The organism is Myxococcus hansupus, assembly GCF_000280925.3.
In the GTDB taxonomy this organism is placed as follows: domain Bacteria; phylum Myxococcota; class Myxococcia; order Myxococcales; family Myxococcaceae; genus Myxococcus; species Myxococcus hansupus.
Window position 1 is genome coordinate 5,874,892 of record NZ_CP012109.1, and the last position, 24,630, is coordinate 5,899,521.

General features: G+C 70.4%; 19 protein-coding genes and 1 pseudogene. 9 read left to right on the top strand and 11 right to left on the bottom strand.

Features of this window, described 5'->3' with window-relative positions; genetic code table 11:
• Window positions 1-16 precede the first annotated feature (16 nt).
• Window positions 17-1,129: a hypothetical protein gene (locus A176_RS22755; protein ID WP_002637184.1), complete on the top strand. Its 1,113-nt coding sequence runs from the start codon at window positions 17-19 to the stop codon at window positions 1,127-1,129.
• A 75-nt stretch (window positions 1,130-1,204) separates the two neighbouring features.
• On the opposite strand, the gene A176_RS22760 is transcribed toward A176_RS22755, so the two are convergent.
• Window positions 1,205-2,863, bottom strand: a complete 1,659-nt coding sequence (locus A176_RS22760) for a transglycosylase SLT domain-containing protein (RefSeq protein WP_144429583.1) — start codon at window positions 2,861-2,863, stop codon at window positions 1,205-1,207.
• 346 nt (window positions 2,864-3,209) lie between these two features.
• Here A176_RS22760 and gspC point away from each other — a divergent pair, with 346 nt between their 5' ends.
• Entirely contained in the window at window positions 3,210-4,082 is an 873-nt protein-coding gene (gspC, locus tag A176_RS22765; protein WP_002637186.1) for a type II secretion system protein GspC, read from the top strand.
• 10 nt (window positions 4,083-4,092) lie between these two features.
• On the opposite strand, the gene A176_RS22770 is transcribed toward gspC, so the two are convergent.
• Both A176_RS22770 and A176_RS22775 read right to left on the bottom strand, forming a co-directional pair.
• Window positions 4,093-4,956, bottom strand: coding sequence for an NAD-dependent protein deacetylase (locus tag A176_RS22770; protein ID WP_002637187.1), 864 nt, complete (start codon window positions 4,954-4,956; stop codon window positions 4,093-4,095).
• Window positions 4,957-5,051: 95 nt separating this feature from the next.
• The gene (locus A176_RS22775; protein ID WP_082282932.1) at window positions 5,052-6,125 is read right to left on the bottom strand and encodes an AbrB family transcriptional regulator; all 1,074 of its coding nucleotides are present in this window, start codon (window positions 6,123-6,125) and stop codon (window positions 5,052-5,054) included.
• Window positions 6,126-6,215: 90 nt separating this feature from the next.
• Here A176_RS22775 and A176_RS22780 point away from each other — a divergent pair, with 90 nt between their 5' ends.
• The 3 genes from A176_RS22780 (at window position 6,216) to A176_RS22790 (ending at window position 9,904) form a co-directional block, all read left to right on the top strand.
• Window positions 6,216-6,689: a GNAT family N-acetyltransferase gene (locus A176_RS22780; RefSeq protein WP_002637189.1), complete on the top strand. Its 474-nt coding sequence runs from the start codon at window positions 6,216-6,218 to the stop codon at window positions 6,687-6,689.
• A 104-nt stretch (window positions 6,690-6,793) separates the two neighbouring features.
• Complete coding sequence (locus A176_RS22785; protein ID WP_021781488.1) at window positions 6,794-8,368, top strand: DUF1570 domain-containing protein; 1,575 nt, start codon at window positions 6,794-6,796, stop codon at window positions 8,366-8,368.
• Window positions 8,369-8,518: 150 nt separating this feature from the next.
• A complete protein-coding gene (locus tag A176_RS22790) occupies window positions 8,519-9,904 on the top strand; it encodes an aldehyde dehydrogenase family protein (protein WP_002637192.1) in 1,386 nt (461 codons plus the stop codon).
• Between the two features lie 9 nt (window positions 9,905-9,913).
• Here A176_RS22790 and coaA read toward each other — a convergent pair whose 3' ends face one another.
• The gene (gene coaA, locus A176_RS22795; protein ID WP_002637193.1) at window positions 9,914-10,870 is read right to left on the bottom strand and encodes a type I pantothenate kinase; all 957 of its coding nucleotides are present in this window, start codon (window positions 10,868-10,870) and stop codon (window positions 9,914-9,916) included.
• A gap of 69 nt (window positions 10,871-10,939) precedes the next feature.
• Complete coding sequence (locus A176_RS22800) at window positions 10,940-11,671, bottom strand: M90 family metallopeptidase (protein ID WP_002637194.1); 732 nt, start codon at window positions 11,669-11,671, stop codon at window positions 10,940-10,942.
• 117 nt (window positions 11,672-11,788) lie between these two features.
• On the opposite strand from A176_RS22800, the gene A176_RS22805 reads away from it, so the two are divergent.
• The 3 genes from A176_RS22805 (at window position 11,789) to A176_RS22815 (ending at window position 14,739) form a co-directional block, all read left to right on the top strand.
• The gene (locus A176_RS22805; RefSeq protein WP_226993962.1) at window positions 11,789-13,159 is read left to right on the top strand and encodes a BamA/TamA family outer membrane protein; all 1,371 of its coding nucleotides are present in this window, start codon (window positions 11,789-11,791) and stop codon (window positions 13,157-13,159) included.
• A 107-nt stretch (window positions 13,160-13,266) separates the two neighbouring features.
• The gene (locus A176_RS22810) at window positions 13,267-13,524 is read left to right on the top strand and encodes a DUF504 domain-containing protein (RefSeq protein WP_002637196.1); all 258 of its coding nucleotides are present in this window, start codon (window positions 13,267-13,269) and stop codon (window positions 13,522-13,524) included.
• Between the two features lie 234 nt (window positions 13,525-13,758).
• Window positions 13,759-14,739, top strand: coding sequence for a serine hydrolase domain-containing protein (locus tag A176_RS22815; RefSeq protein WP_021781487.1), 981 nt, complete (start codon window positions 13,759-13,761; stop codon window positions 14,737-14,739).
• A 9-nt stretch (window positions 14,740-14,748) separates the two neighbouring features.
• Here A176_RS22815 and A176_RS22820 read toward each other — a convergent pair whose 3' ends face one another.
• From A176_RS22820 to A176_RS22840, 6 genes and pseudogenes are all read right to left on the bottom strand, one after another.
• Window positions 14,749-15,537 (bottom strand): nucleotidyltransferase domain-containing protein, encoded by a 789-nt coding sequence (locus A176_RS22820; protein ID WP_002637198.1) that lies wholly within the window; start codon window positions 15,535-15,537, stop codon window positions 14,749-14,751.
• On the bottom strand, window positions 15,534-16,829 hold the full coding sequence (locus A176_RS22825; protein ID WP_021781486.1) for a DNA polymerase beta superfamily protein: 1,296 nt from the start codon (window positions 16,827-16,829) through the stop codon (window positions 15,534-15,536). Before A176_RS22825 ends, A176_RS22820 begins: the two co-directional genes overlap by 4 nt.
• 78 nt (window positions 16,830-16,907) lie before the next feature.
• A complete protein-coding gene (gene gor, locus A176_RS22830) occupies window positions 16,908-18,326 on the bottom strand; it encodes a glutathione-disulfide reductase (protein ID WP_002637200.1) in 1,419 nt (472 codons plus the stop codon).
• A 122-nt stretch (window positions 18,327-18,448) separates the two neighbouring features.
• Complete coding sequence (locus tag A176_RS40610) at window positions 18,449-20,596, bottom strand: response regulator (protein WP_250635849.1); 2,148 nt, start codon at window positions 20,594-20,596, stop codon at window positions 18,449-18,451.
• Window positions 20,597-20,712: 116 nt separating this feature from the next.
• A pseudogene (locus A176_RS40720) lies at window positions 20,713-21,273 on the bottom strand (PAS domain-containing protein); the annotation flags it as partial.
• Window positions 21,274-21,315: 42 nt separating this feature from the next.
• A complete protein-coding gene (locus tag A176_RS22840) occupies window positions 21,316-21,927 on the bottom strand; it encodes an EF-hand domain-containing protein (RefSeq protein ID WP_002637202.1) in 612 nt (203 codons plus the stop codon).
• 392 nt (window positions 21,928-22,319) lie between these two features.
• Here A176_RS22840 and A176_RS40895 point away from each other — a divergent pair, with 392 nt between their 5' ends.
• Complete coding sequence (locus A176_RS40895) at window positions 22,320-24,620, top strand: RIO1 family regulatory kinase/ATPase domain-containing protein (RefSeq protein ID WP_002637203.1); 2,301 nt, start codon at window positions 22,320-22,322, stop codon at window positions 24,618-24,620.
• The last annotated feature ends 10 nt before the right edge of the window (window positions 24,621-24,630 follow it).

A 24,630-nucleotide genomic window follows, 5' to 3' on the forward strand; every position in this document is an offset into this window, starting at 1 on the left:
CTGTATCGTCCGCCCCATGCATCGCTTCCGCCCCACTCCCGCCTTGTTCGCCGCCATGGCGCTCCTGGGCTGCCAGTCCGGTCAGGACAGCAAGACGCCCGCGCCACCGCCAGCGGCCACCGCGCCCACCCCACAGGCCCCCGCGCCAGCGAAGGCCGAGCCCCCCGCGCCTCCACCACCCGCCGCGGAGCTCGGCTACCTCAAGCCCACCGAGGACGCGGAGCACTGTGAATGGATGCGGCAGCCGCTCCCGGGCACCGCCACCCGCGTGTTCCGCTTCGAGGCCGCCTGTGACAGGTCGCAGGTGTCGTGGAGCGCGGATGGAAAGCAGGGGCTCCTCTTCACGTGGCCCTCGGGGGAAGGTGAGGTGCCCCGCGCGTGGCAGGTGGATGCCACCACGAAGTCGGGCCAACCGATCGACTTGAAGACGCTGCCCGGAGGCACCAGCGCGGGCAACGAGAACGAGCCCTACGTGTCCCGCCTCGGCTTCGACGCGGAGGGCCGGCCCGTCGCCCTCGTCTTCGTGGCCTTCCAGCCCAAGGCCGCCCAGAAGAACACCGTGACGTTCGAGGGCGAGTCCTTCCCCGTGCCACCGGGCAAGGGCGTCCCCGGACTCGCCATGGCCTACCGGCGGGAGGATGGCGGCTGGAAGCGCATCGAGGCCAAGGGGAGCCGCGTCCAGGAGAGCACCCCATCCGACCAGGGCTTGCTCGACGTCGAGGCGACGCTCACGCCGGCGTATACCGCCTCGCCGCCCAGTCAGGTGCTCGGGACTCGCGTTCCCGCCGCCACGGCCAAGACGCTGAATGCCCAGGTCCAGGGCGCCTCGGCGGACACGCGGTGGATGGAGCTGCCGGGACCGGGCGGAACGCTGTACTACCCGGCCCGTCAAGCAGGTCCCCTGCTCGCCATGGGGCAACCGTTGATCTGGGCTCGTGGAGACCAGCGCGTGTTCCTGAAGGACCTCGCGGAGCCGGACGCCTACCTGAGCTTCCAGTTCGGCCGGGGGCTGCTGCTGGTGACGTCGTATGGCGGCTACGCGGCGGCCAACGTCTGGAACCCGGAGACCCAGCAGCGCGTGGCGTCCATTCCGGAGGCGTACGCCCCCGCGTTCTGGCCCACGCCGTGACGCGCGCGTGTGGAAGGACCACGGCCCGGACTCCTGGAGGGAGACCGGGCCGCGTGCGTGGCATGACGGACGGCGCTACGCGGGACCGGCGCCGTTGTACCAGCCGGTGATCTTCCGCACGTAGTCCTGCGTCTCCTTGAACGGAGGCACGCCGCCGTACTTGTTCACGTTGCCCGGACCCGCGTTGTAGGCCGCGAGCGCCAGGCGCACGTCGCCGTTGAAGCGCTTGAGCTGCTGCGAGAGGTACTTGGTGCCGCCCTCGATGCTCTGACGCGGGTCCGAGCGGTTGGTGACACCCAGGTCGCGCGCGGTGCCCGGCATGAGCTGCATCAGGCCCACCGCGCCCGCGCCCGACTTCGCGTTCGGGTTGAAGGTGGACTCCTGCTGGATGACCGCCTTGATGAGGCGCGCGGGCACGTTGTACTTCCGCGACATCTCGTTGATGAGGTTGTCGTACTTGTTCGACGAGAAGCCGCTCAGGTCGTTGTTGCCCTTCGCGGGCCCGGCGTTGCCGGTGCCCTGCGTTCCACCCGAGCCCTGCGTCCCGCCCGTGCCGCTGGTGGAGCCGCCGCTGGACACCTTGGCGCCCAGCTTGGAGAACGCCGCGCGCGTCAACGGGCCGTAGTAGCCGGTGTTGTTCACGCCGTTGGCGGCCTGGAAGTCCTTGAGCGCGGACTCGGTGCGGGGACCGAAGACGCCCGGGCCAGTGTTCATCTCGGCCTGCGTCATGTAGCCGCCCTTCACCAGCGCCTTCTGGAGCTGCTCCACCGCCGCGCCCCGGGCGCCCTTCTCCAGGTCGCCACCGGGCAGCGACATGCCCTTCACCGAGCCACCAGCGGCCGGCGCGGGCTTCGTCGGACCACTGGGGCCCTGCGCACCGCCCGTGCCGCCGTTGGTGTTGCCGGGACGCGGATTGCCGCCCGAGAACGTCACCAGCTCACCCGTCGTCTTGTAGCCCTGGGGCCCGCCCGACAGGCGGCTGCCCTGGACGTTGAGGGTGATCTCCTTCCCCGTGGCCGGATCGTTCGCGTAGTAGACGGGCTTGCCGTTCTGCGTGCCCCGGCCGGTGATGGTGATCCAATGGTCCGTGCCGTTCGCGCCACCACCGCTGCCCGGCTTGTAGTCCACGCCCACGACGACCGGCCGGCCCGCGTCGATCTGCTTGTTGATGGTGTTGAGGTTCCAGGCCTGCTTCGCCGCGCCCAGACCACCCATGGCCGCCGCCGAGCCCCACTTGAGCGCGTTGCCCGAGTAGCCGTTGTTGCGGTCCAGGTAGGCGTCCATCTCGCCCGGGTTGATGGTCTTCCCGGTGATCTTGCTCACAGCCATCGCCGTGGCCGTCATGGCGCAGCCCGCGGCGGACAGGCTGGAGCTGGTGCCCAGTCGCCGCGAGCCCCACTGCGGGTCGCCCTGCTTGTAGAGCGGCGTGCCGTCCCGCGACGTGGGGAACTTGCGGCCGTCGTCGTCACGAACCTGACCGTTGGCCGCGCGCGTCGACGCCGCCGGGGCGAAGGAGTCACCACCCGCCGGGCGGTTCGCCGTGCCGGCCCCCGCGCTGCTTCCACCCTTCGACGTCGTTCCATCGAACGTGTCGGGAATGGTCAGCTTCTGACCTGAGCGAATCTTGCTCGGGTCTGCGATGTCATTGGCCTTCGCCAGCGCGGACACCGACGTATTGAACTTCCGAGCCAGCGCGCTCAGCGTGTCGCCACTGCGGACGGAGTAGGTCTTCAAGGCCAATGCTCGCGGCACCCAGACAGACAGGTGCGTGGGGGGGGATGCAACGATTCTCGTTTGCCAGGAAATGAAGTTGCCTGACGTCCCCCGCATTCGCTGGCGCCGGAATTGTCAAACCTGACTGCTCCACATCAGTCGTGACACGCCGCGCAACTCGTCACAACCCTGTCAAAACAATGCAATGACAGCTTGTCACCCAGACATTGCTTTTTCGTGACAGGCGCAACGCCATGCCGCGTTCACGTGCGGGGCGCTTCCGAGTGCGCCAGACGTCACGGAGCCACTGGCCCCGTGCTTGCTCAAGGCCGCGTGTCATCCCCTCCGCACACGGAGACACGCACGCATGGCAACCTTCCTCCGGAAGTCCTTCGCGCTCATCACCACGGGCTTCATCGCGCTCGCCGCGCTGCTCGTCGCGGCCACCGCCAGTCTCTTCTTCGAACTCTCGCTCGCACCGACAGTGGCCTCCGGACACGAGGTCCCGATGACGCGCAAGAGCGCTGACACTTCGTCACGGCCAGACCTGGAGGGCGCGCGGCTCGCGAAGCTCACCGGGCTCTCGTTCGGCCAGCGCGAGGGCTTGGACGCGCCGTCAGCGCCTCGCCCCGCGACGATGAACACGTCCCTGCGCTTGAAGCTGCTGGGCACCTTGGTGGCGCATGACTCGCAGTGGTCGCTCGCCTCGGTCGAGGATCCAGACTCGAAGCGCATCCGAAGCTTGATGACGGGCGATGAGCTGCTGGGCGCCCGCGTCGTCGCCATCGAGCGCGAGCGCATCCTCTTCTCCGTCGACGGACGGGAGGAATACCTTCGGGCCGGGAACGCCAGCGCCGCGCCGCCGATGCCCACCCTGGCGAACACCGCGCCTCACACGTCAGGCATCCGCGCCGTGCGCGAGAACACCTATGAAGTGCCCCGCGGCACCATCGACCATGCGCTCGGCAATCTGGATGGCGTGCTGTCGCAAGCGCGCGTGGTCCCCGCCTTCCGCGACGGCAAGCCCCAGGGGTTCAAGCTCTTCTCCGTCAAGAAGGGCTCTCTCTACGAGCAGCTCGGAATCCAGACGGGCGACGTGCTCCAGCGAATCAACGGCCTCACGCTCGACACGCCGGAGAAGGCGCTCGAGGCCTTCTCCGTGCTGCGAGGGGCGCCCCACATCGAACTCGACATCGAGCGCGGCGGGCAGCCCCTCCGCAAGGTCTACGACGTGAAGTGAGCGGCGCCCCTCAGCCGCGCGCGAGCGCCTCCACGAGCCGGGGGAGCGCATCCCCTGCCCGGGCCTCCAGGTGCACGTCCGCCAGCTCCACGCCGCGGCACTCCCCCATGTTGAGGATGGCGATGGGCATGCGCCGCTCCGACGCCCGCACCAGGAAGCGGTAGCCGGAGAAGATGGCCAACGACGAGCCCACCACCAGCAGCGCGTCCCCTTCCTCCAGCAGCGCGAACGCGGCCTCCACGGTGGGCACGGGCACGTTGTCACCGAAGAAGACGACGTCCGGCTTGAGCGGCCCATCACAGAGCCGGCATGCCGGGACGTGGAACGAGGACAACTGTTCGGACGTCAGGTCCGCGTCGCCATCCGGGCGCAGCTCCAGCACCTCGTGCGAGAAGTCCGGGTTGAGGGCCAGCAGGCGCTCCTGCAAGTCCACGCGGCGCTCCTGGGCGCCACACGTCAGGCAGCGGACCCGGGCCAGCGCGCCGTGCAGCTCAATCACGCGCGAGCTCCCCGCCGCGTGGTGCAACTGGTCCACGTTCTGGGTGATGAGGCCCGGCACATGCCCCGCCTGCTCCAGCGCCGCGAGCGCCGCATGCGCCGCGTTGGGCCGCGCCGAGGAGAAGCGCGGCCACCCCATCAAGCTCCGCGCCCAATACCGCGCCCGCACCTCCGGCCGCGTCATGAACTCACGGTGCTGGATGGGGTTGCGCGCACGGGCTCGCGTCCCCGGCCCCCGGTAGTCCGGAATGCCTGACTCCGTGCTGCAGCCCGCGCCCGTGAGCACCACCGTGCGGCGTCGCCGGAGCAACGCGGCCAGGGCCTCCACGCTCGGACTCACATCAGGGGCAGGCAGCACGTCATGCAGTGAAGTCATCGCGGCCTACATACTAACCGCGCGAGCGCGGCGCCGCCGGGGCTGTGTCCTCGCCTGGGTCCTCCCACGCGCGTGCCAGGTTGTCAGCCCGCCACTCAGGCCTCGCGCGTGGGCGACAACCGGCGCAAGAAGGAAGGAGCGACCAGGAAGATGAGCAGCACCCGCCCCACCTGGACCGCCAGGACGACGGACACCGTGGCCTGCGTCCCCAGGGCGATGGCCAGCACCGAGTCCGCCCCACCCGGCGAGGTGGCGAAGTAGGTGGTGAGCAGGTCCACCCCCGCCGCGGCGGACCATCCCCAGGCGAGCAGCAGGCATCCGGCCACCATCGTCAGGGAAGCGATGAGCGCGATGTGCGCCACCCGCTTCAACTCGGCCACGGCCGCCGCGTCGAACTGGCTGCCCACGCGCACGCCCAGCCCCCACAGCGCCAGCGGGAGCACCCCCGGAGGCCACGCCCCCACGGGGACGCCCAGCGCGGTGAGCGGGATGCCCAGCAGCACGGGCCCCAGGAAGGCGCCGGCTGGCAACTTCCAGCGCACGCCCAGCACACTTCCCACCAAGGACACACCCGCGGTCGTCAGCCAGGCCAGCCACGGCGCTGGCGAACCGGGCAGGTCGGCGGCCCGAGCGACCACCACCTCCGGCGAATCCCCCGCCCAGCGCCCCACCGCCACCGCCACGAGAACCACGACGCACAGGCGCATGTACTGGAAGAGCGTCACCAACCGTGCGTCCGCGCCCAGCTCTTCACTCAGCGCCACCATCGCGGACGCGCCACCGGGCATCAGCCCCAGGGTCGCGGTGCGTGGGTCCAGGTGCCCCAACCGCGCGCACACCAACGCCACGCCCTGCGCCACCGCCACCACGCCCACGACCGCCGCCAGCGCCACGACCCAGTTCTCGGCGAGCGCGCTCCAGGCCTCTGGTGAGAAGGACGAGCACAGCGCGGCGCCGAGCACGGACTGCGACACCATCATCCCGCGCGGTCCCACCGGCGCGTGCGCCGACAGGGTCAGGGAAGCGACAATCGACACCAGCATCGAGCCCAGCAGCGCCCCGGCGGGCAGGTGGGCGAGCTCGGCGAGCCCCGCGGCGAGCAGCGACACCCCGGTGACGGCCACCACGCGGCGCAACCTGCGTCCTGACGCCGGGTCCTTCGTCATCACGGTGCCCAACGTATCAGCGCGCCTCCACGGACGCGTCAGGGCGCCTGCGAGAGAGGCCCCGGACGCTTACCCGTGCTAGACGCCCACCTCATGCGAACCTGGCATTGGAAGTCCTTCCAGACGCTGCTGCTCGACGAGCTGTACGACGTGCTCGCCCTGCGGCAGGAAGTGTTCGTGGTGGAGCAGCGCTCCATCTACCAGGACGTGGACGGGTACGACCGGGGCGCCGAGCACCTGCTCCTCCACGACGAGGTCCAGGGCAAACGCCTGCTCGCCGCCTATCTGCGAATCCTCCCTCCGGGCCTCAAGTACACGGAGGCGAGCAGCCTGGGCCGTGTTGTGACCTCCCCGCGTGCGCGAGGCCTGGGACTCGGGCGCGAGCTGGTGGCGCGTGGCATCGCCCGGCTCGAAAGCCTCTACCCCGAGGCCCCCATCCACATCGGCGCCCAGCACTACCTCCAGCGTTTCTACGAAGGCTTCGGCTTCCAGGCGCGCGGCGACGTGTACGACGAGGACGGCATCCCCCACGTCGACATGGTGCGTCCTGTGAGCAGCCCGCGCTGACGCCCTGCGCCGCGCGTCACCAGCGCTATGCACGTGGAGGCCGGGCGTTACACTGGCCGACCACGGGGGCCCGTGTCCCCGCCGAGGAGAGGAGACGACCCGACTTGCGCCACGGCCTCGCGATGGGAGCACTGCTCGCGCTGCTCTCCACCACCCAGGTTGCTTGCGTCGTGGGCCCGCGCTTCACCACGTGCCCCGGCGAAGGCGGACGCCCTTGGGTGCGGCTGGACAGCGACCACTACACGCTCCACACGGACCTCCCCGCCGAGGAAGCCCGCGAAGCCATGCGGAAGCTGGAGCGGACCCGCGCCGCCATCCTCGTGTCGATGTGGCCCCAGGCGCTGGGCCAGCAGATGACGAAGGTGGACGTCTACGTCCTTCAAAGTTCGTTCGAATTCGAGGGCCTCTACCCGCGCCGCGTGCGAGCGTTCTTCCACCGCTCCGACAACGAGGCCCTCATCGTGCTGTCGGGCCGGCCCGATACCTGGGACGTGCTCTTCTCTGGCACCTCCCCCTCCACCTCCTCGCCCCTGAACCACGAGCTGGCGCACTACTTGAGCGCCTACACATTGTCCCGGCAGCCCCGCTGGCTCTCGGAGGGACTGGCCGAGTACCTGGAGACGCTGCGCCTGTCCGAGGACGGGCAGACCGCCGTCATCGGAGGCCCCCACCACGTGGCCATCGACAACATGCGCTCCTACCTCGACGCCGTCCAGCGGGGCTTCTCGCGGGGCTGGACGATGCAGCGCGTCCTCCATTGGGACCGCACGCTGGAGGCCCGAGAGCAGGACAAGGACGTGGGCGCGAACTACTCGGGGAGCTGGCTGCTGGTGCACTGGCTCGTGAACGAGCGCGCCCAGTCCTTCGCCGAATACCTGGCGCTGCTCAACCAGGGCGTTGCACCCGACGAGGCCCTGACGCGGGCACTGCCCGAGCTGAAGACCTCTCGTCTCGACGCCCTGCTCTACGAATACGTGCGCAACGGCCGCTTCAAGGAGCGCACGGTCTCCGTGCCGCCCGTGGGCACGGGCTTCATCGAGGAGGTCATCGACGACGCGCAGGTCCACGCCGTCCGGTCGAAGCTGGCGGCGCTGGGCGCGGCCCTGGCGCACCGGGAGCCATTCATCTCGAACCGTCACAAGGTGGCGAGAACGGAGCTCGACGAAGCCCTCCGGCTGAACCCCACTGGCTTGCTGGCGCTGTCCGCCAAGCTGAGCGGCGCGCCCGAGGACCAGCGCGTCGCCATTGCTCGGGACGCCGTGAAGGCCCACCCCACGGAAACCGAGGCCTGGCGGATGCTGGGGTCGGCGCTGCGCCATGCCCCCAACGCCGAGGAGGAGCGCGTGGCCGCCTACCGCGAAGCCCTGCGGTTGGATCCGCGCAGCGCCTCCGCGGCCCGCGAGCTGGCCTGGATGTTCGTCACCCAGGACCGCGCCGAGGAAGCCCTGCCCCTGGCGCGCTGGGCCGTGACGCTCGCCCCCTGGAGCCCCAATGCCCTGGACACGCTGGCCCTGGCCCTGGCCGGCACCGGCGCCTGTGAGGAGGCCCTCCAGACCGAGCAGCACGCCCTGGAGCTCATCCAGGAAGAAGGGAGCCCGGAGCTGGAACAGACGATTCAGGAGCGCATCACCGGGCTCGAAAATGGGACGCTCTGCGCCCCCACACCTCCGGGGACATGAGGCCCGGCTGACGGCCACCGGGCGCCGCGGCGGAGGCGATGGCCCGACAACACTTCCCTGGCGCCTTCTGTCGCGTACCACACGCCACGGCCCCACCGCGCCCACCAGGGCCCATGACGCCGTGAGCGTCCATGGCTTTCCTGCGAGGTCATGAACACGCACATCGTCGACAACCCCTTCACCGGCGACGTCGCCGCGTCGGTCGAGCCCACGCCGCCCGCGAAGCTGGACGCCGTGCTGGAGCGCGCCCGTGCCGCGTCGCGCGCCCTGCGCGCCCTCAGCGTGGAGGAGCGCGTGAAGCTGGTGCTGCGCGCCTGCGAGGCGATGGAGAAGAACACCGAAACGATTGCCCGGGACATCACCCGGCAGATGGGCAAGCCGCTGTCCCAGGCTCGGGGTGAGGTGGGCGGCATGGCCGGGCGGCTCCGCCACATGGCCGCCATCGCCGCCGAGTCGCTGGCGGACATCGTCCTTCCACCCAAGGACGGCTTCGAGCGGCGAATCGCCAAGGAGCCGCTGGGCGTGGTGTTGGACCTGCCCGCGTGGAACTACCCGCTGCTCACCGCGGTGAATGCCATCGCCCCCGCGGTGCTCGCGGGCAACGCGGTCATCGTGAAGCACTCACCGCGCACGCCCCTGTGCGGCGCCCACTTCGCGCGTGCCTTCGCCGAAGCGGGCGCGCCGGACGGCACCGTGCAGGCCATCTTCCTGGACTACCCGGGGACGGAGCAGCTCGTCGCGGACACGCGGGTGGACCACGTGCTCTTCACGGGCTCGGTGCTCGGAGGACACAAGATGCAGGCCGCCGCGCGCGAGCGCTTCCTGCACATCGGCCTGGAGCTGGGCGGCAACGACCCGGCCTATGTCGCGGAGGACTGTGACTTCGACAAGGCGGTGGAGAACCTCGTCGACGGCGCCATGTACAACGCGGGGCAGAGCTGCTGCGCGGTGGAGCGCGTGTACGTGCACCGCTCGCTGTATGAGCGCTTCATCGCCGCGGCGGAGCCGCTGGTGCGCGCCTACGTGTTGGGCGACCCGGAGTCCGACCGGACGACGATGGGCCCCATCGCCCAGCCCTGGCACCCCGCCGAGCTGCAGACCTTCGTCCAGGACGCCACGTCCCAGGGCGCCAGGCTCGTCACGGGCGGCCGTCCCACGCAAGTCGAGGGACGGGGCCGCTTCTTCGAGCCCACGCTGCTGTGCGACGTGAGCCCGAAGGCGCGGCTGATGCGCGAGGAGTCCTTCGGGCCGCTGCTGCCCATCGCCCCCGTGGACTCCGACGAGGAGGCCGTGGCGTTGATGAACGCGTCCCGGCTGGGGCTCACCGCGAGCATCTGGACGTCCGACCGCGACCGCGCGGACCGGCTGGCGCGGCGGCTCGAGGCGGGCACCGTGTACATGAACCGCTGCGATGCCCTGGACCCCGCGCTACCCTGGAGCGGCGTGAAGGACTCTGGCCGGGGCGTGACGCTGAGCGCGCTGGGCTTCGACGCGCTGACGCGGCCCAAGGCACTGCACTACCGCCTGCGCTTCTGAGGCGCGGCGCTACATCTTCCGCAGCCGGACCCGCTTCACCTTGTGGTCCGGCCCCTTGAGCAGGATGAGCCGGGCCCGCGAGCGGCTGGGCGCGATGTTGTGGACCAGGTTGGGGCCGTTGATTTCGCCCCACACCGACTCGGCCATGGACACGGCCTGCTCGGTGCTCAGCTCGGAGAAGCGGCGGAAGTAGCTGCGCTCGTCGCGGAACGCCGTCTGCTGGAGCTTGAGGAAGCGGTCCACGTACCACTTCCGGATGTCGGACTCGTGCGCGTCCACGTAGATGGAGAAGTCGAAGAAGTCGGAGAGGAACGTGGTGGGGAGCTGCTTGCCTTCCTGCGCGCCCGTCTGGAGGACGTTGAGCCCTTCCAGGATGAGGATGTCGGGCTGGCGGATGGCCTGCGCCTCGCCGGGGACCACGTCATAGACGAGGTGCGAGTACACCGGCGCCATCACCTCCGCGCGGCCCGCCTTCAGCTCCGCCAGGAAGCGCACCAGCCCGCGCCGGTCGTAGCTCTCCGGGAACCCCTTGCGCTTCATCAGGCCGCGCTCGGTGAGCACGCCGTTGGGGAAGAGGAACCCATCCGTCGTCACCAGCTCCACGCGGGGGTGGTCCGGCCAACGCTTCAACAGGGCCTGGAGGATGCGCGCCGTGGTGCTCTTGCCCACCGCCACGCTCCCCGCGATGGCGATGATGAACGGCACCTTCTGCACCGTGGCGCCCAGGAAGGCCTGCTGGTCCGCCCACAGGCGCTGCGCGGCGGCCACCTGCAGGTTGAGCAGGCGGGACAACGGCAGATAGACGTCCACCACCTCGTCCAGGTCCAGGTGCTCGCCCAGGCCGCGGAGCGCGTCAATCTCCGACGACTCCAACGGCAGGGGCGTGGCGGCACGCAGCGCCCGCCAGGCATCCCGTTCCAGTTCGATGAACATGGAGGCGGAGGGGCTGCTGGTGGCTGAGGCCATGGATTCCACTCCAGGAGATGAACACCCAGGCCGCCGCGTAGCACAGCCGGGGCATTCACGCTCGGACGTTCAGGTGCCGGTCGCCGGATCCCACCCGTAGAAGCGCTTCAGCTCCTCGTAGAGCGCGGGCGTCTTCTCCCGCATTTGCCGGGGTTTCTCGAAAAACGATTCAGTCGCCACGGCGAAGAACTCGGCCTCGTTGAGGCTCCCGTAATCGTCCAGGACCTGCCGCTCCTGGCGTTGTCCCGCTTGCAGCTTGTGAAAGTGCTCCCCCATCACCTCGCTCCAGGCCCGGTAATGGGAGTACGCCCGCAGGTTCGGCGTGCCATCGAAGGCGCCGTCCGCGCGGTCCAGCACATGGGCGAACTCGTGCGTGGCGGTGTCGTGGCCATCGTCCGGGTCGCGCAGCCCCGCGAGGACGGACTCCCACGACAGGATGACGGAGCCCCAGTTCTTGGCCTCGCCCAGCACCGCGCCGGTGCGGTCGGGGATTCGGAAGGCGCCGGGGTAGACGATGATTTCCCGCAGCCGGTCGTAGTACGACAGGCCCAGGTGCACGACGAGTTGCACGGCCGTGGCCGAAATCACCACCCGCATCTCATCGGTGACTTCCAGCCCTCCGGCGCCAATGAACTCCTTCTCCCAGGCGAACACCTTGAGCTTGTCCAGGAAGCGCTGCCGCAGGTCGGGCGACAGCTTGCGGAAGAAGGGAACCCGCGCCTCGAGGTAGCCCAACCAGGCCTCCGGAAAGGGCCGTTGGAGCAGGCGCCGGCGCCGGAACTGGCGGATGAAGGAGAACATGCGCTCAGGCATAGCAGAGGGGCGAGCCGCGAGGAGCCCCTCCCGGAGGCCATCTCAAGGTAAGTTCCGCGTCGCGGGCGCTGGCCGGCGGCCCCTTTCACGGACGTGTAACGAGCGATGAGCAGACGCGTATGGGTTGGATGCGCGGCGCTGGTGATGAGCCTCCTGGCGCCCCGGGCAACTGCGCAAGTCACGGAGCCGGACCCCGTGGTGGACGAGGTCGTGGTGCGTGGGCCGGAGAAGACGCGCCCCGAAACGGTGCGTGCCTACGCCCGGCTGGGCGAGGGAGATCCGCTCACCCAGGAGGACCTCGCGAAAATCGAGCGGCGCCTCGTCGCCACGGGCCTCTTCCAGGAGGTGAAGGTGGGCTTCGAGCCGACCGGACCGGGCCGCGTGCGCCTGATTCTGGAAGTGGAGGACAAGGCGTCCTGGGTGGTGGCGCCCACCTTCGTACTGCAGTCCGACAACGTGGGCGGCGGCGTGCTGTACGCGGAGAACAATCTGTGGGGCCGCAGCAAGAAGTTCGCGACGGCGGCGCAGGTGAGCACGGCGGAGAGCGGCATCTTCGCCGGCTTCCTGGACCCGAACCTCTTCGGCCTGCCGCAGCTCCGCTTCAGCCTGGAAGGCCAGCTTCGCAGCGACCGGGTGGACGAGTACCAGCCCGGCACCGGCCAGAAGCGGCCGGAGGTGGTCCGCCGGACGAGGATGAACTCCGCCTCCATCGCCGGCGAGCTGGGGTTCCTGCTGTTCGAGCGCGTGCGCGCGGCGGCCAAGTACCGGCTGATGTCCATCGACGCGAAGTCCCCTGACGCCCGGGAAGAGGTGACGACGCCCGTCTTCTCCCTGGGGCCGGCGCAGAAGGACGCCTCGCTGCGGCTGATGGTGGGCATCGACACGCGGCAGAACCTGCACGCGGTGATGGAGGGCCTCAACCTGGAAGCCTCCTACGAGCTCTCCAATCCCGGCGTCGGCAGCGACTTCCGCTACGAGCGCTTCGGGCTGCTGTACCGCCACGGCCTGCGGCTGGTGGGCGAACACAACCTGGTGCTGCGCGGCGAGGCCGTCGCCGGCGTGGACCTGCCCTTCCATCAGGAGTTCGTGATGGGCGGCAACTCGCTGCGGGGCTTCGTCTACCGCCAGTTCCGCGGCGACACGCGGCTGAGCTTCACCGCCGAGTACCACTTCCCCCTGTTCACGGTGAGCCCGCTGTCCTTCCGGGGCGTGGCCTTCTCCGACACCGGGGTGATGATGTGGCGCAACCTGCCCGAGGACCGGGAGCTGCGCGACGTGAATGGGCGCGTGGTGCGCAGCTACCTGCCGGACTCCCGCGGCGGGCTCGGCGCCGCCACGGTGGCCCAGGGCGTTGGCGCGGGCCTGCGCCTGTACCTGCGCAACATCGTGCTGCCCCTGGTGGGCGTGGACGCGGCCTATGGCGTCAACTCGGGGGAGTTCCGCTTCTATCTCGTGGCGGGGGTGAACCCCTCCTAGGGACGACACGTCAGGCAGCTCACCGGCCCGGCGTCGGGTGCGTCGCGCCGGGCCTCCTTATCTTGAGAACGGGCGCGGTCCCCTCCCCTTCACCAGCGAGCCCCGCCATGTCCCACGAACGCTTCACGACCAGCCGCGAGGTCTACCACCGCATCCGGTGGGACGAGCGGTTCGACCCCCGCGAGTTCATCATCGGGTACGACACCCATGACGAGGTGATGGCGGAGATGCCCTTCACCGCCTTCGTCCCGGACGGTGAGATTCCCTGGCACCGCGTCTGGTACTTCAAGCGGCGCCAGCAGGTCGTCTGGGACCGGCGGGAGCGACTGGACTTGCTCGCCCCGCCGCAGCACGCGTCCCCGTAGCGCGGCCCGCCGAATCCTCCGCAACCTTCCCAGCGATGGGGTGTTCACGGAAGCGGAGGCACAATCACCAGCATGTTCCGAGCACTGATGGCCGTGGCGGGAGTCGTCCTGTTTGCATGTGGCGGAGCGGAGGCGCCATCGCCTGACGATGGCGCGCCGCCCCCCATCCCGGACGCGGGGAGCGCCGGGTCCGACGCGGGTTCCCAGGAGGATGCCGGGTCCCCCTGGGACGCCGTGACGGCTGAACTGGAGGCCCGCGTCACCCAGGCGGGCGCCTCCGTGCCGGGCGTGGGACTCGCCATCTACGACGCGCAGGACCGCAAGGTGTACGAGCACATGGTGGGCGACTTCGCGCCGGACCGGCGGGTGGCCGTGGCCTCCGCGTCGAAGATGGTCTCCGGCACCCTGCTCTTCGAGCTCATCCGCCAGGGCCACCTCTCGCTCGACTCCACCACGGGCGAGGTCCTCGGGTGGACGGGCGACAAGGCCGGCATCACCCTTCGGCACCTGATCTCCTTCACGTCGGGCCTTCAGCCGTCCCATCTCTGCACGTTCCAACCCGGCATCACCCTGGCGGCGTGTGTCTCCAGCATCGCCAACACCGCGCGGGTCGCTCCGCCCGGCACACGCTTCGACTACGGCAGCACGCACCTGCACGTCGCGGCGCGGATGGCCGAAGTCGTCACGGGCAAGACGTGGAACGCGCTCTTCGCCGAGACGCTGGCGCAGCCCCTGGGGCTTCCCGCGGACGTGACGTACTTCACCGCGCCCAACCGTCCGAACGGCACCACCAATCCGCTGGTCGCCGGCGGCCTGCGCGCCTCCATGAACGAGTACGCGCCACTGCTCGCCATCGTGTTCCACCGGGGCGCCTCCAGTGGACGGAGCTTTGGCACGCCCGAGCTCTTCGACGCCCAGGCCATCGAGCCCTACCCCGGCGTCGTCATCGGAAGCTCCCCCGCCGTGGACATGGGACTGGACTTTCGCTACGGGCTGACGGCGTGGCTGGAGTGCCCGACGCCCGCCCAGGGGTGCGCCGTCATCAGCTCGCCCGGGGCCTTCGGCTGGACGCCGTGGGTGGACCGCGAAGCGGGCTACTACGCCGTGCTCGGCATGCACCTGGAGCGGGATGACCCAGGCGCCGGCGTGGTCAGCTTCGCGATGAACCTCTCCCTGGCACTGAAGCCCCTCATTCGAGAGGCCCTGGCCCCCTGACGGCGGCGGCTATCCGTCGAAGTTGCGCCGCCGCAGGTCGAGCAGCCATGCATCCAACGCGGCCACCGCGTCCGCGGGAGGCGCCTCGGGAAGGATGGAGTCCGCCTTCGCGGATTCCAGCACCTCGAACGAGCGCGCCACCTCGCTCCGCCACCGCTCGCTCAGCGCCTCCGGAAGCTCGCTCTTCTCCCCCCGGACCTTCTCCTCCACCAGGGCGTGCGCGTCCGCGAAGCCATACGGCGCCAGCAGCTCCGTGACGTCGGTCTCCACCGCGCCCGTCCGCAGCGCGTGCGCGCCCGTCAGCGTGGTGCGCAGGACGTACAGCAGCCGCTTCGCGGACCGGAACCCGCTCTTCTCCCATTCACGAAGCTGGCCCTGGCCAAAGCCGTTGTAGTGCCGGTGGATGCGGCGGGACATCGCGGCGCGCGCGAGCGGCCGGAGGGACTCCAGCTCCGGGGAGCCTCGCAGCGGGATGGCGCCCAGCACCCGCTCCAGGTAGTTCCCGTTGCCCTGCAGGAGGCCCTGGAGCACGGGCAGCAGCTCGTTGGACGAGTAGTCCACCTCCACGCCGTCCAGCACCTCCAGTCGCTCGGTGGGGATGTGCGACGGCTGAAGGCCGAGCAGCATGGAGGTGGGCGCGATGTGGATGGACTTCAGGTCCAGGTCGCTGTCCGGCGAGGGGAAGCCATAGGCGTGCGCGCCGGAGAGCGACACGACCAGGTGCGCGCGGCGGCTCGACTCCTCGTCGAGGACCCGGTCCGCCACGGCGCGCTGATGTTCCGTCAAGGTGCCCTTCATTCCAGCTCCTTCCACGTCATGGCCGGGGCGTCCGGGGCATCGCGCCCCAGGGGGCCCGGGGCCTTCAACACCCAACGCCGCGCGACTTCCTCACCCACGCGCCGGAGCAACCGATCCGCGCGCGCATAGTCCGGATGCTCCGGCAACCGGCTGTCCCGGTGCGCGGCTTCCAGGTCCGGCGCCAGGGCCTCCGCGTCCCGCAGCACCTCCTCCAGCGGGACGCGGCCTCCCTTGATGTCCAGCAGCCGCGCCTTCAGCGCCCCCGAGGCCTCGAAGGTGGGCACGCCTTCCCGCAGCCAGCCCGTCGCCGTGGCCACCAGCCGCAGCAGGTTGTAGGCATTCTTCGGCCGCAGCTCGCGCGCGGACGGAGGCCGCTGCCCTCCGCCACGCGCATACGCGGTGAGCGCCTTGAAGTCGTTGGCGGCCAGCAAGCCCTGGTCCCAGAGCGAACGATAGAGCTGCTTCACGTACGTCTTCGCCGCCAGCAGCGCATCCTGAGGCGTCGGGGCCTCGCGCGGCGACACCGCCGACAGCCGGCGCGCCACTTCATCCAGGTCCGGCGCGGGCTCATCGCACAGCCACGCCAGCAGCAAGTCCCGATGCTCCGCCAACCGCTGGCTGCGCGTGAGCTTGTCGAGCTGGCTCATGGCATAGCGCCCGAAGCTGCCGAACAAGGCCTTGGACACGAAGGCGTCGCGCTCCTCCAGCAGCCACTCGCCGATGACATCCACCGCCTTGGCGCCTGGGACGAAGAGCGTCTCCAGCGTGTTCGGGTCCGCGCGCAGCGCCTGCTCCACCAGCTTGTGGACCTCCCAGTACGTGGTGCTGCCATCCGCGCTCACCAAATCCTTGGGGGCCTCCGTCAGGCCGAAGGTCCACGGCAGCGGCAGCGCGAACACGCCGCGCACATCCACGTCCGAGCGCTCGTCGGCCAATCCCCACGCGTGGCTCCCCACGCGCGTCTCCAGCACCACACACGGCGTCAGGGCCGTCCACGCCGCCTCGCGGCGCTGGGCGAACTGCACCTGTCCCGGGCGCCGGGGCACCAACTCATCCCGCGCGAACCAGATTTCGCCCACGCCGACAATCTGCACGTCGAAGCCTCCGTCGTGCGCGCGGACCACCCGGCCCACCACGCCCTGGGGGATGCGCCGGCCCCCCGAGGCCAGGCGCTCCACGCGGGTCGTCACCTCGGTACCGTGAGGGAGCGGCACGGACAGCCGGTCCACCTGCTCCAGCCCCCGGATGCGCACAGCGCCAGGGGCGGATGGGTCCGTTGGGGAATCACTCATGGCGCACCTCGAGGTGGGGTACCGCAAAGCCGCCCAGGGACGCGGGGACGGCCGCGAGACTGACTCGCCGTCCCCGCGTCAGCGCCGGGGCGGCACCGCCGCATCATGGCCCAGCTCGGCGGCCAGACGCTCGTCGGGGTCCGGCCGCTTGTCGCGCAGGGTGACGAACTCCTCGGCCGCCGTGGGGTGGATGCCCACCGTGGCGTCGAGCTGCTTCTTGGTGACGCCGCACTTCACCGCCACCGCCAGCCCCTGAATGATTTCCGGGGCGTCCGCCCCCACCATGTGGCAGCCGACCACCCGGTTGGACTCGCGCTCCACCACCACCTTCATCATGGTGCGCTCGTTGCGGCCGCTCAGCGTGTGCTTCATGGGCCGGAAGCTGGTGACGTAGATGTCCAGCTTGCCCAGCCGCTCCTTCGCCTCCAGCTCCGTCAGGCCCACGGAGGCCACGGGGGGCTGGCTGAAGACGGCGGACGGCACGTTGGTGTGGTCCATCTGCATCGGGTTGTCGTTGAAGAGCGTCTCCGCCAGGGCCCGCCCCTCTGCGATGGCCACCGGCGTGAGGTTGATGCGGTCGGTGACGTCCCCCACCGCGTAGATGCTCTCCACCGAGCTGCGCGACCACTCGTCCACCACCACCGCGCCGCGCGCGTCCAGCACCACGCCCGCCTCCTCCAGTCCCAACTGCGCCGTGTTGGGAATCCGGCCGGTGGCGAAGAGCACCGCGTCCGCCTCCACCGTCTCACCACCGCCCGTCAGCAGGCTCACCCCGCCGTCCTCGCGCTTCTCGATGTCCCGGATGAAGGTGTCCGTCATCAGCTCGATGCCCTTCTTGCGCATCTCCTCCGTGAGGAACGAGCGCACGTCCTCATCGAAGCCGCCCAGCACGCTCGCGCCGCGAATCAACATCGTCACGTGCGAGCCCAGGCCGTGGAAGATGCCCGCGAGCTCCACGCCGATGTACCCCGCCCCGACGATGGCCAGCCGCTTGGGCAGCTCCGCGAAGGACAGCGCGTCGTCCGAGGTGATGGCGTGCTCGATGCCCGTGATGTCCTGCGGCAGGTAGGGCCGGGAGCCCGTGGCAATCAGGATGCGCTCCGCCGTGTACTGCTTCCCCGCCACCTCCACCGTGTGGGCGTCCACGACGCGCCCGCGCCCCTCCACCACCGTCACGCCGGAGTCGCGCAGCAGCCGCGCGTACACCCCGCCCAGCCGGTCCAGCTCCTTGTCCTTCGCGGCCAGCAGCTTGCGCCAGGTGAACACCGGCTCCTGGAGCGTCCAGCCGTAGCCCTCCGCGTCCTGGAACTCCTCGCGGAAGTGCGCGCCGTAGACCAACAGCTTCTTGGGCACACAGCCGCGGTGGACACAGGTGCCCCCCAGGTCGCGGTCTTCACAGAGGGCGACCCGGGCGCCGTGGGCCCCCGCCCTGCGGCTGGCCGCCACGCCGCCAGAACCGCCGCCAAGGGTGAACACGTCGAAGTCGTAACGGGCCATGGTCTCTCCATCTCCTCGGAGGCGTCCGCGAAGGTCCCGCAGAGATAGCCTCCGGACAGGCCTTTCGGCACCCGAGACGTGCGGCCCCCGCGCGCAAATCACGGGCGCCGGCCCGCCACATGTCAGCCCCTCGACAAGGCCTGGACGCTGTCCCTCAGGCGGCCGAGCAACACGCGGGCGGCCTCCAACTCCGTCCGGCAACGCGCCAGCCGCCCCTCCATGTCGCCCAGGTTCCCGGTGTCCGCCTGCTGCTCGACGGCGCGGGCATGGGCCTCCAGCGCGGTGGCGCCAAACCAGGCCGCGTTCGACTTGAGCGTGTGCGCCGCGCGGCCCAGGTCATCCGCGTGCCCCCGGGCGAGGGCGGCGTAGGCGTCCTCGAGCAGGGCCGGCATGCTGTTCAGCGCGGTGTCGATGAGCTCTGGCAGCACCAGCCCGGCCTGCGCCCCCAGCTCCGACCACAGCCGCGCGAGCGCGGTGGGCTCCAGCCCTTCGATGCGGGCCGCCTCGGGAAGCCCGTCCATGAGCGTCGACAGGGGCGTCGCCACGGTGGCGGTGCTGGCACGCCGCTCGGGCGCGGCCTCGGAGCGGCGCCCCTGGCAGCGGAGGAGCGCGGAGGTCAGCGCATCCACGCGGATGGGCTTGCCCAGGAAGTCGTCCATGCCCGCGGAGAAACACTGCTCGCGGTCGGAGTCCATGGCGTTGGCCGTCATCGCGATGACCCAGGGCTGGGCCCGGGGCGGCAGCTCCTGCCGGATGCGGCGCGTGGCCTCCAGGCCGTCCATCTCCGGCATCTGCAGGTCCATGAGCACCACGTCGTAGCGCTTCTGCGAAACGGCATGCAGCGCCTGGCGGCCGTTGAGGGCCACGTCGGCGCGGTAGCCGAGCCGCTCCAACACCAGCAGCGCCAGCTTCTGGTTGGTCGCGTTGTCCTCCACCAGGAGGATGTCGAGCGGCACGGAGTCCCCGGGCCGCACACCCGGAAAGGGCCCCGCGCGGGACGCCTGCAGCTCGCGCGTTCCCGGCACCGGCGGCACGTGCTGCGAGAAGCATGAAATCAACGCGTCGTAGAGCTGCGAGGTCTTCAGCGGACGGGACAACACCCCCGCGAAGAGCCCTTCGGGGGGACTGCCCCGTCGGCCCGGCGTCGACAGCAACAACAGGGGCAGCCCCTGCCCCTCCCGCCGGATGCGCTCGGCCAGGGCGGTGCCATCCATTCCCGGCATGTGGTGGTCGATGAGCACGACGTCATAGCCGGTGCCCGCCTGGAACTGGGACAGCGCCTCCGGTCCCGACGCCGTCTCCACCGGCTCGACACCCCAGGCCCGGAGCTGCCGCCCCAGGAGGCGCCGGAAGAGGGCGTTGTCATCCACGATGAGCACGCGGCGGCCCTGCAGCAGCGGCTGCTCCTGCCGCAGGTGCACCGCGTACGCCTGCGGCGCGGACTGGGCGCGCAAGGTGAAGCTGAAGGTGGTGCCCCGGCCGGCAATGCCCTCGCTCTCCACCCAGAGGGTGCCCCCCATGGCCTCCACCAACCGCTTGGAGATGGCCAACCCCAACCCCGTGCCCCCGAAGCGGCGGGACACCGAGGCATCCAGTTGGTTGAAGGGCTGGAACAGGCCCGCGCGGCGGTCCTCGGGAATCCCGGGCCCGGTGTCCTGGACGCTGAAGGTCAGCGCCCATTCCGCCGCGCCCTCCGCGCCAGACACGGACGCCCCCTCCACGCTCACCACCGCCCCGCCATGCTCGGTGAACTTGAGCGCGTTGCCCACGAGGTTGAGCAACACCTGGCGGATGCGCGACGCATCGCCCACCAACATCTGCGGCACCTGCGGCGCGATGTCACAGCCCAGGTCCAGGCCCTTCTCGCTCGCGCGGACGGCCAGCAGGTCCAGCACGGACTCCACGCACTGGCGCAGGTCGAAGGGGCGCAGCTCCGCCTCGAAGCGGCCCGCTTCGATCTTGGAGAAATCCAGCACGTCGTTGAGCAGCGTCAGCAGCGCCTCGCTGCTCTGCCGGATGGTGGCGACGAAGTCGCGCTGCTCCTCCGTCAACGCGCGGTCCAGGAGCAGGCCCGTCATGCCGATGATGGCATTCATGGGCGTGCGGATTTCGTGGCTCATCGTGGCCAGGAAGAGGCTCTTGGCCTGATTGGCCGCCTCAGCCGCCTTGCGCGCGCGCTCCAGGTCCGTGATGTCGTGGTAGATGGCGATGAAGCCGAGCTGCCGGCCGCCCACGGAGACGGGCAGTGCCCGCAGCTCCACGTCCACCACGCTGCCATCCTTGCGCACCCGCCGCGTGACGGAGTGCAGGCGCCCCCGCAGCACGACCTCCCGCGACGCGAGCTCCGCCTCGGGAGCACCGACGGCTCGGAGGCCACCAGGTCGAAGATGTGCTTTCCGAGCGCCTCCGCCGGCGTGTACCCGAACAGCCGCGTCGCCTCCGGGTTCCACGACAGCACCCGGAACTGACGGGTGATGGTGATGATGGCCACCGGGCTGTTGATGACCACCGCCTCGAAGAACTCCTTCTGCTGACGCAGCGACGCTTCCACCTCCAGGCGCGCCGTCATGTCCTGGAGCTGCAGCACCCAGCCCGTCTCGTGCTCGCCCGAAATCGGCAGGGTCAGCACGCGCAGGTAGACGGCGGGCCCGACGCCTCCAGGACGCTGGCCCGCCAGCTCCGTTTCCCGGAGGGCGGTGTCCGCGGAGGCACGTGATTCGGGAGGACGCCAACCCGGGAGCAGCGCCGCCACCGGCTGCCCCATGTACGCGGAGCGAGGCCCGAAGATTCGCTCCGCGGCGCGGTTGACCTCCACGATTCTCTGCCCAGCATCCAGCACGAGCACCCCGTCACGGGAGTGCTCGAACACCGCTGTATGTGCGCTCGACCCCAGGTCAGCCACCCTTCCCCCTACCGCGAGAATGAAGGTCCGCTCGGACCGCATCATGCCAGAGGGCAGCGCGGTCCTGGTCGGACGTGTCGCGCGCCGTCAGCGGCTGTTCCACCACGCACGGAACTCGTTCCAGGAAATCTTCCCGGTGCGGTCCGTGTCGACGATGTCGATCGCGATTTCCAGCTCTTCATCGGAGATGTTCTGGCCCAGCGCCTCCAGCAGCCGCGCGAACTCCGCCCGGTCAATGGTGCCCGTCCGGTCACGGTCGTAGCGCTGGAAGATGTCGAGCACCTCGTTGCCGGTGCTGGTGAACTCATCCACCGGCGCGTGCACGGGCGCCAGCGGCTGCAAGCCCGCGGACGTCGTCTCCACCTGTTCGACGAACGACGAGCCCGTCGCGGACCGCGTCGACTTCCTCGCCGCGGACGGCTTGCGCGCGGGGGCCTTCTTCGCCGCGGCCTTCTTCGCGGGCGCCTTCCTGGCGCTGACCTTCTTCGCCGCGGCCTTCTTCGCGGGCGCCTTCCTGGTACTGACCTTCTTCGCCGTGGACTTCTTGCGCGCGGGCGCCTTCTTCGCCGCCGACTTCTTGGGCGCGGCCTTCTTCGCCGTGGCCTTCTTGGCGGCCTTCTTCGACGCCGCCTTCTTGGCCGTCGAACCGCGCCGGGATGACTTCTTCGCAACAGCCGTCTTGCGTGACTTCGTCGCCATGATGAACCCCTCCCTGGACGGCGCGCATCGTAGCGCTCCCTCCGGCGGGTCCAAGCATCGAGCGCGGTAAGTGCCGACCCTCCCGCCGCACTTTGCCGCCTTGGGCCCCCCCCGGCCGAAATCACGGGCGCGGGAACGCCCTGCCCCGGGACGGGGTTTTGGTCCAAGATGACCCACCCCATCCCTTCAAAGCCCTGGTACCGCTGGAGCCTCGGGATGCAAACTGCTAGCAGGCCGTCCGCCAGGCTCCCTGGCTGCTTGCCGCGCCGTGTTGGTAGCAAGAAGGGGCCGCGAGATGTTCACATGCCGCCGTGCGCCGCGAACAGGGCCGCCCGCACGCTTACCGTTGCGCCGACAATCCTGCCCGGCCCCCATTGGAATCCCGCGTCGGAATGAATGACTCGCTAGAGACCCTCCTGGCTGACGGCATCATCGAAGCCATCATCGGCCAGTTGAAGACGGGCAAGGAAGCAGAGGTATGGCTGGTTCAGCATGCCGGCCAGGTGGTCGCGGCCAAGCTGTACAAGGAGCGCCACGAGCGGAACTTCCGCAACAACGTGGGCTACCGGGAAGGCCGCGAGGTGCGCAATTCGCGTACGCGTCGCGCCATGGAGAAGGGCAGCCGCTTCGGCCAGAACGCCGCCGAGGACGCCTGGAAGAGCGCCGAGTCGGACTCGCTCTACAAGCTGCACGCCCAGGGCGTGCGCGTGCCCACACCGGTGATGTTCTACGAGGGCATCCTCCTCATGGAGGTGGTGCTGGATCCGGAAGGCCACCCCGCACCGCGCATGGTGGAGGCACCGCCCCGGACGGCCGAGGAAGCCCTGGCCATGTATGTGGACCTGCGCGGTCAGGTCATCAACATGCTGTGCGCGGACCTCATCCACGGCGACCTGTCTCCGTACAACATCCTGATGAGCTATCAGGGGCCCACCATCATCGACTTCCCGCAGACGGTGGCGGCGGCTCGGAACAACCGCGCGGAGTTCTACTTCCGGCGCGACCTGGACAACGTCCGCAACTTCCTCGCGGCCACGGCGCCCTCGCTGTTCAACGCCGCGGGCGACACGGCGGAGATCTGGAATGCCTATGTGCGGCGGGAGCTGACGCCGGACTTCACGCCGTCGGGCAACTTCCGGGAAGGGCCTCGGCGCAACGGCCGTGGCGGCGCGCGTGGGCAGGACTTCCGGGCCCCGCGTGAAGAGGCCTTTGTCGCGGCGCCCGCTCCGGTGGAGCCGGCGGCACCTGCGCGGGGGGACATGACGCCCGAGGAGGCCGCCGAGGCGGAGCTTCGTGAGTTGGAAGCGCTGGTGCTGCGGCAGGGCGGTGGTGAGCGAGGCAAGCCGGCCGTCGCGGCGCCTCCGCCGAGGGGCGGACGGAATCGTGGCGCGGGAGGTGGAAGACCGCCTCCGCGGGGTGGCGGCAGTGGGAACGCCTCGCGCCCTGCCCCGAGTGGACCGCGCACGGGCGGCGGTGCGCGCCCGGGTCCGAACGAACAGCGCGCGGGCAGTGGTGGCGCTGGGCGCGCAGGTCCGAACGAGCAGCGCGCGGGTGGCAACGGGCGCTCGGGTCCGAATGAGCAGCGTGCGGGTGGCAGCGGGCGCTCAGGTCCGAATGAGCAGCGCGCGGGTGGCACCGGGCGCGCAGGTCCGAACGAGCAGCGTGCGGGTGGCAACGGGCGCTCGGGTCCCCACGAACAGCGCACGGGCGGCGACGCTTCTGGCCGCTTCGGCTCGAACGAGCAGCGCGCGGGCGACACCGGCCGCTCAGGTCCCCACGAGCAGCGCACGGGCGGCGACGCTTCTGGCCGCTTCGGCTCAAACGAGCAGCGCGCGGGCGGCACCGGGCGCGCAGGGCCGAATGAGCGGCGCGCGGGTGGCAACGGCCGCTTCGCTCAAAATGAGCAGCGCGCGGATGGCGGCGCCTCTGGTCGCTTCGGCTCGAACGAGCAGCGCGTGGGTGGCACTGACCGCTTCGCTCAAAACGAGCAGCGGGCGGACGGCGACGCGTCCGGCCGCTTCGGCTCGAACGAGCAGCGCGTGGGTGGCATTGGCCGCTTCGCGCAGAACGACCAGCGGGCGGGCCGCAACGCCTCTGGCCGCTTCGGCGCGAACGAGCAAAGTGCTGATGGAATGGGCCGCTCGGGCCCGGACGCGCAGCGCGCGGGTGGCAACGGCCGCTCTGCTCAAGATGAGCAGCGGGCCACCGGCGGCACCGGGCGCTCCCGTCAGAGCGATCAACGTACAGGTGGCCGCGGGCGTTCAGGCCCGAAAGAGCAGCGCATGAGCGGCGATGCATCCGACCGCAACGCCCCCGACGACACGCGCCCGAACGAGCAGCGCATGAGCGGCAATGGCCGTCCTCCTCGCGCTGGCCCCCGCGGAGGCACGTCCGGTGACGCTGCGCCCGCGGGCCCGGGCCCCCGAGGAAACGGTGAGCGGAACGATCGGCGCGGCGGCCCCAACGGCAGGCCGCAGCCCCTGGTCGAAACCCGCCCCGCGATGAGCCCGTCCGCCGCCCCTCCCCAGAACGTGATTCGGGAGCCCCGTCAGGCGAACTCGGGCAACACCGGAAGTGCCCCCAGGCAACAGCGCCCTCAGCAGGGGCGCGGTGGCGCGCGCAATGCCCGCGCGAGCGGGCCGCAGGTCTCCTACGTCGCCCGCCCGGCGTCATCCTCCGAGTCGGGCTCCTGAGCCTGACTCA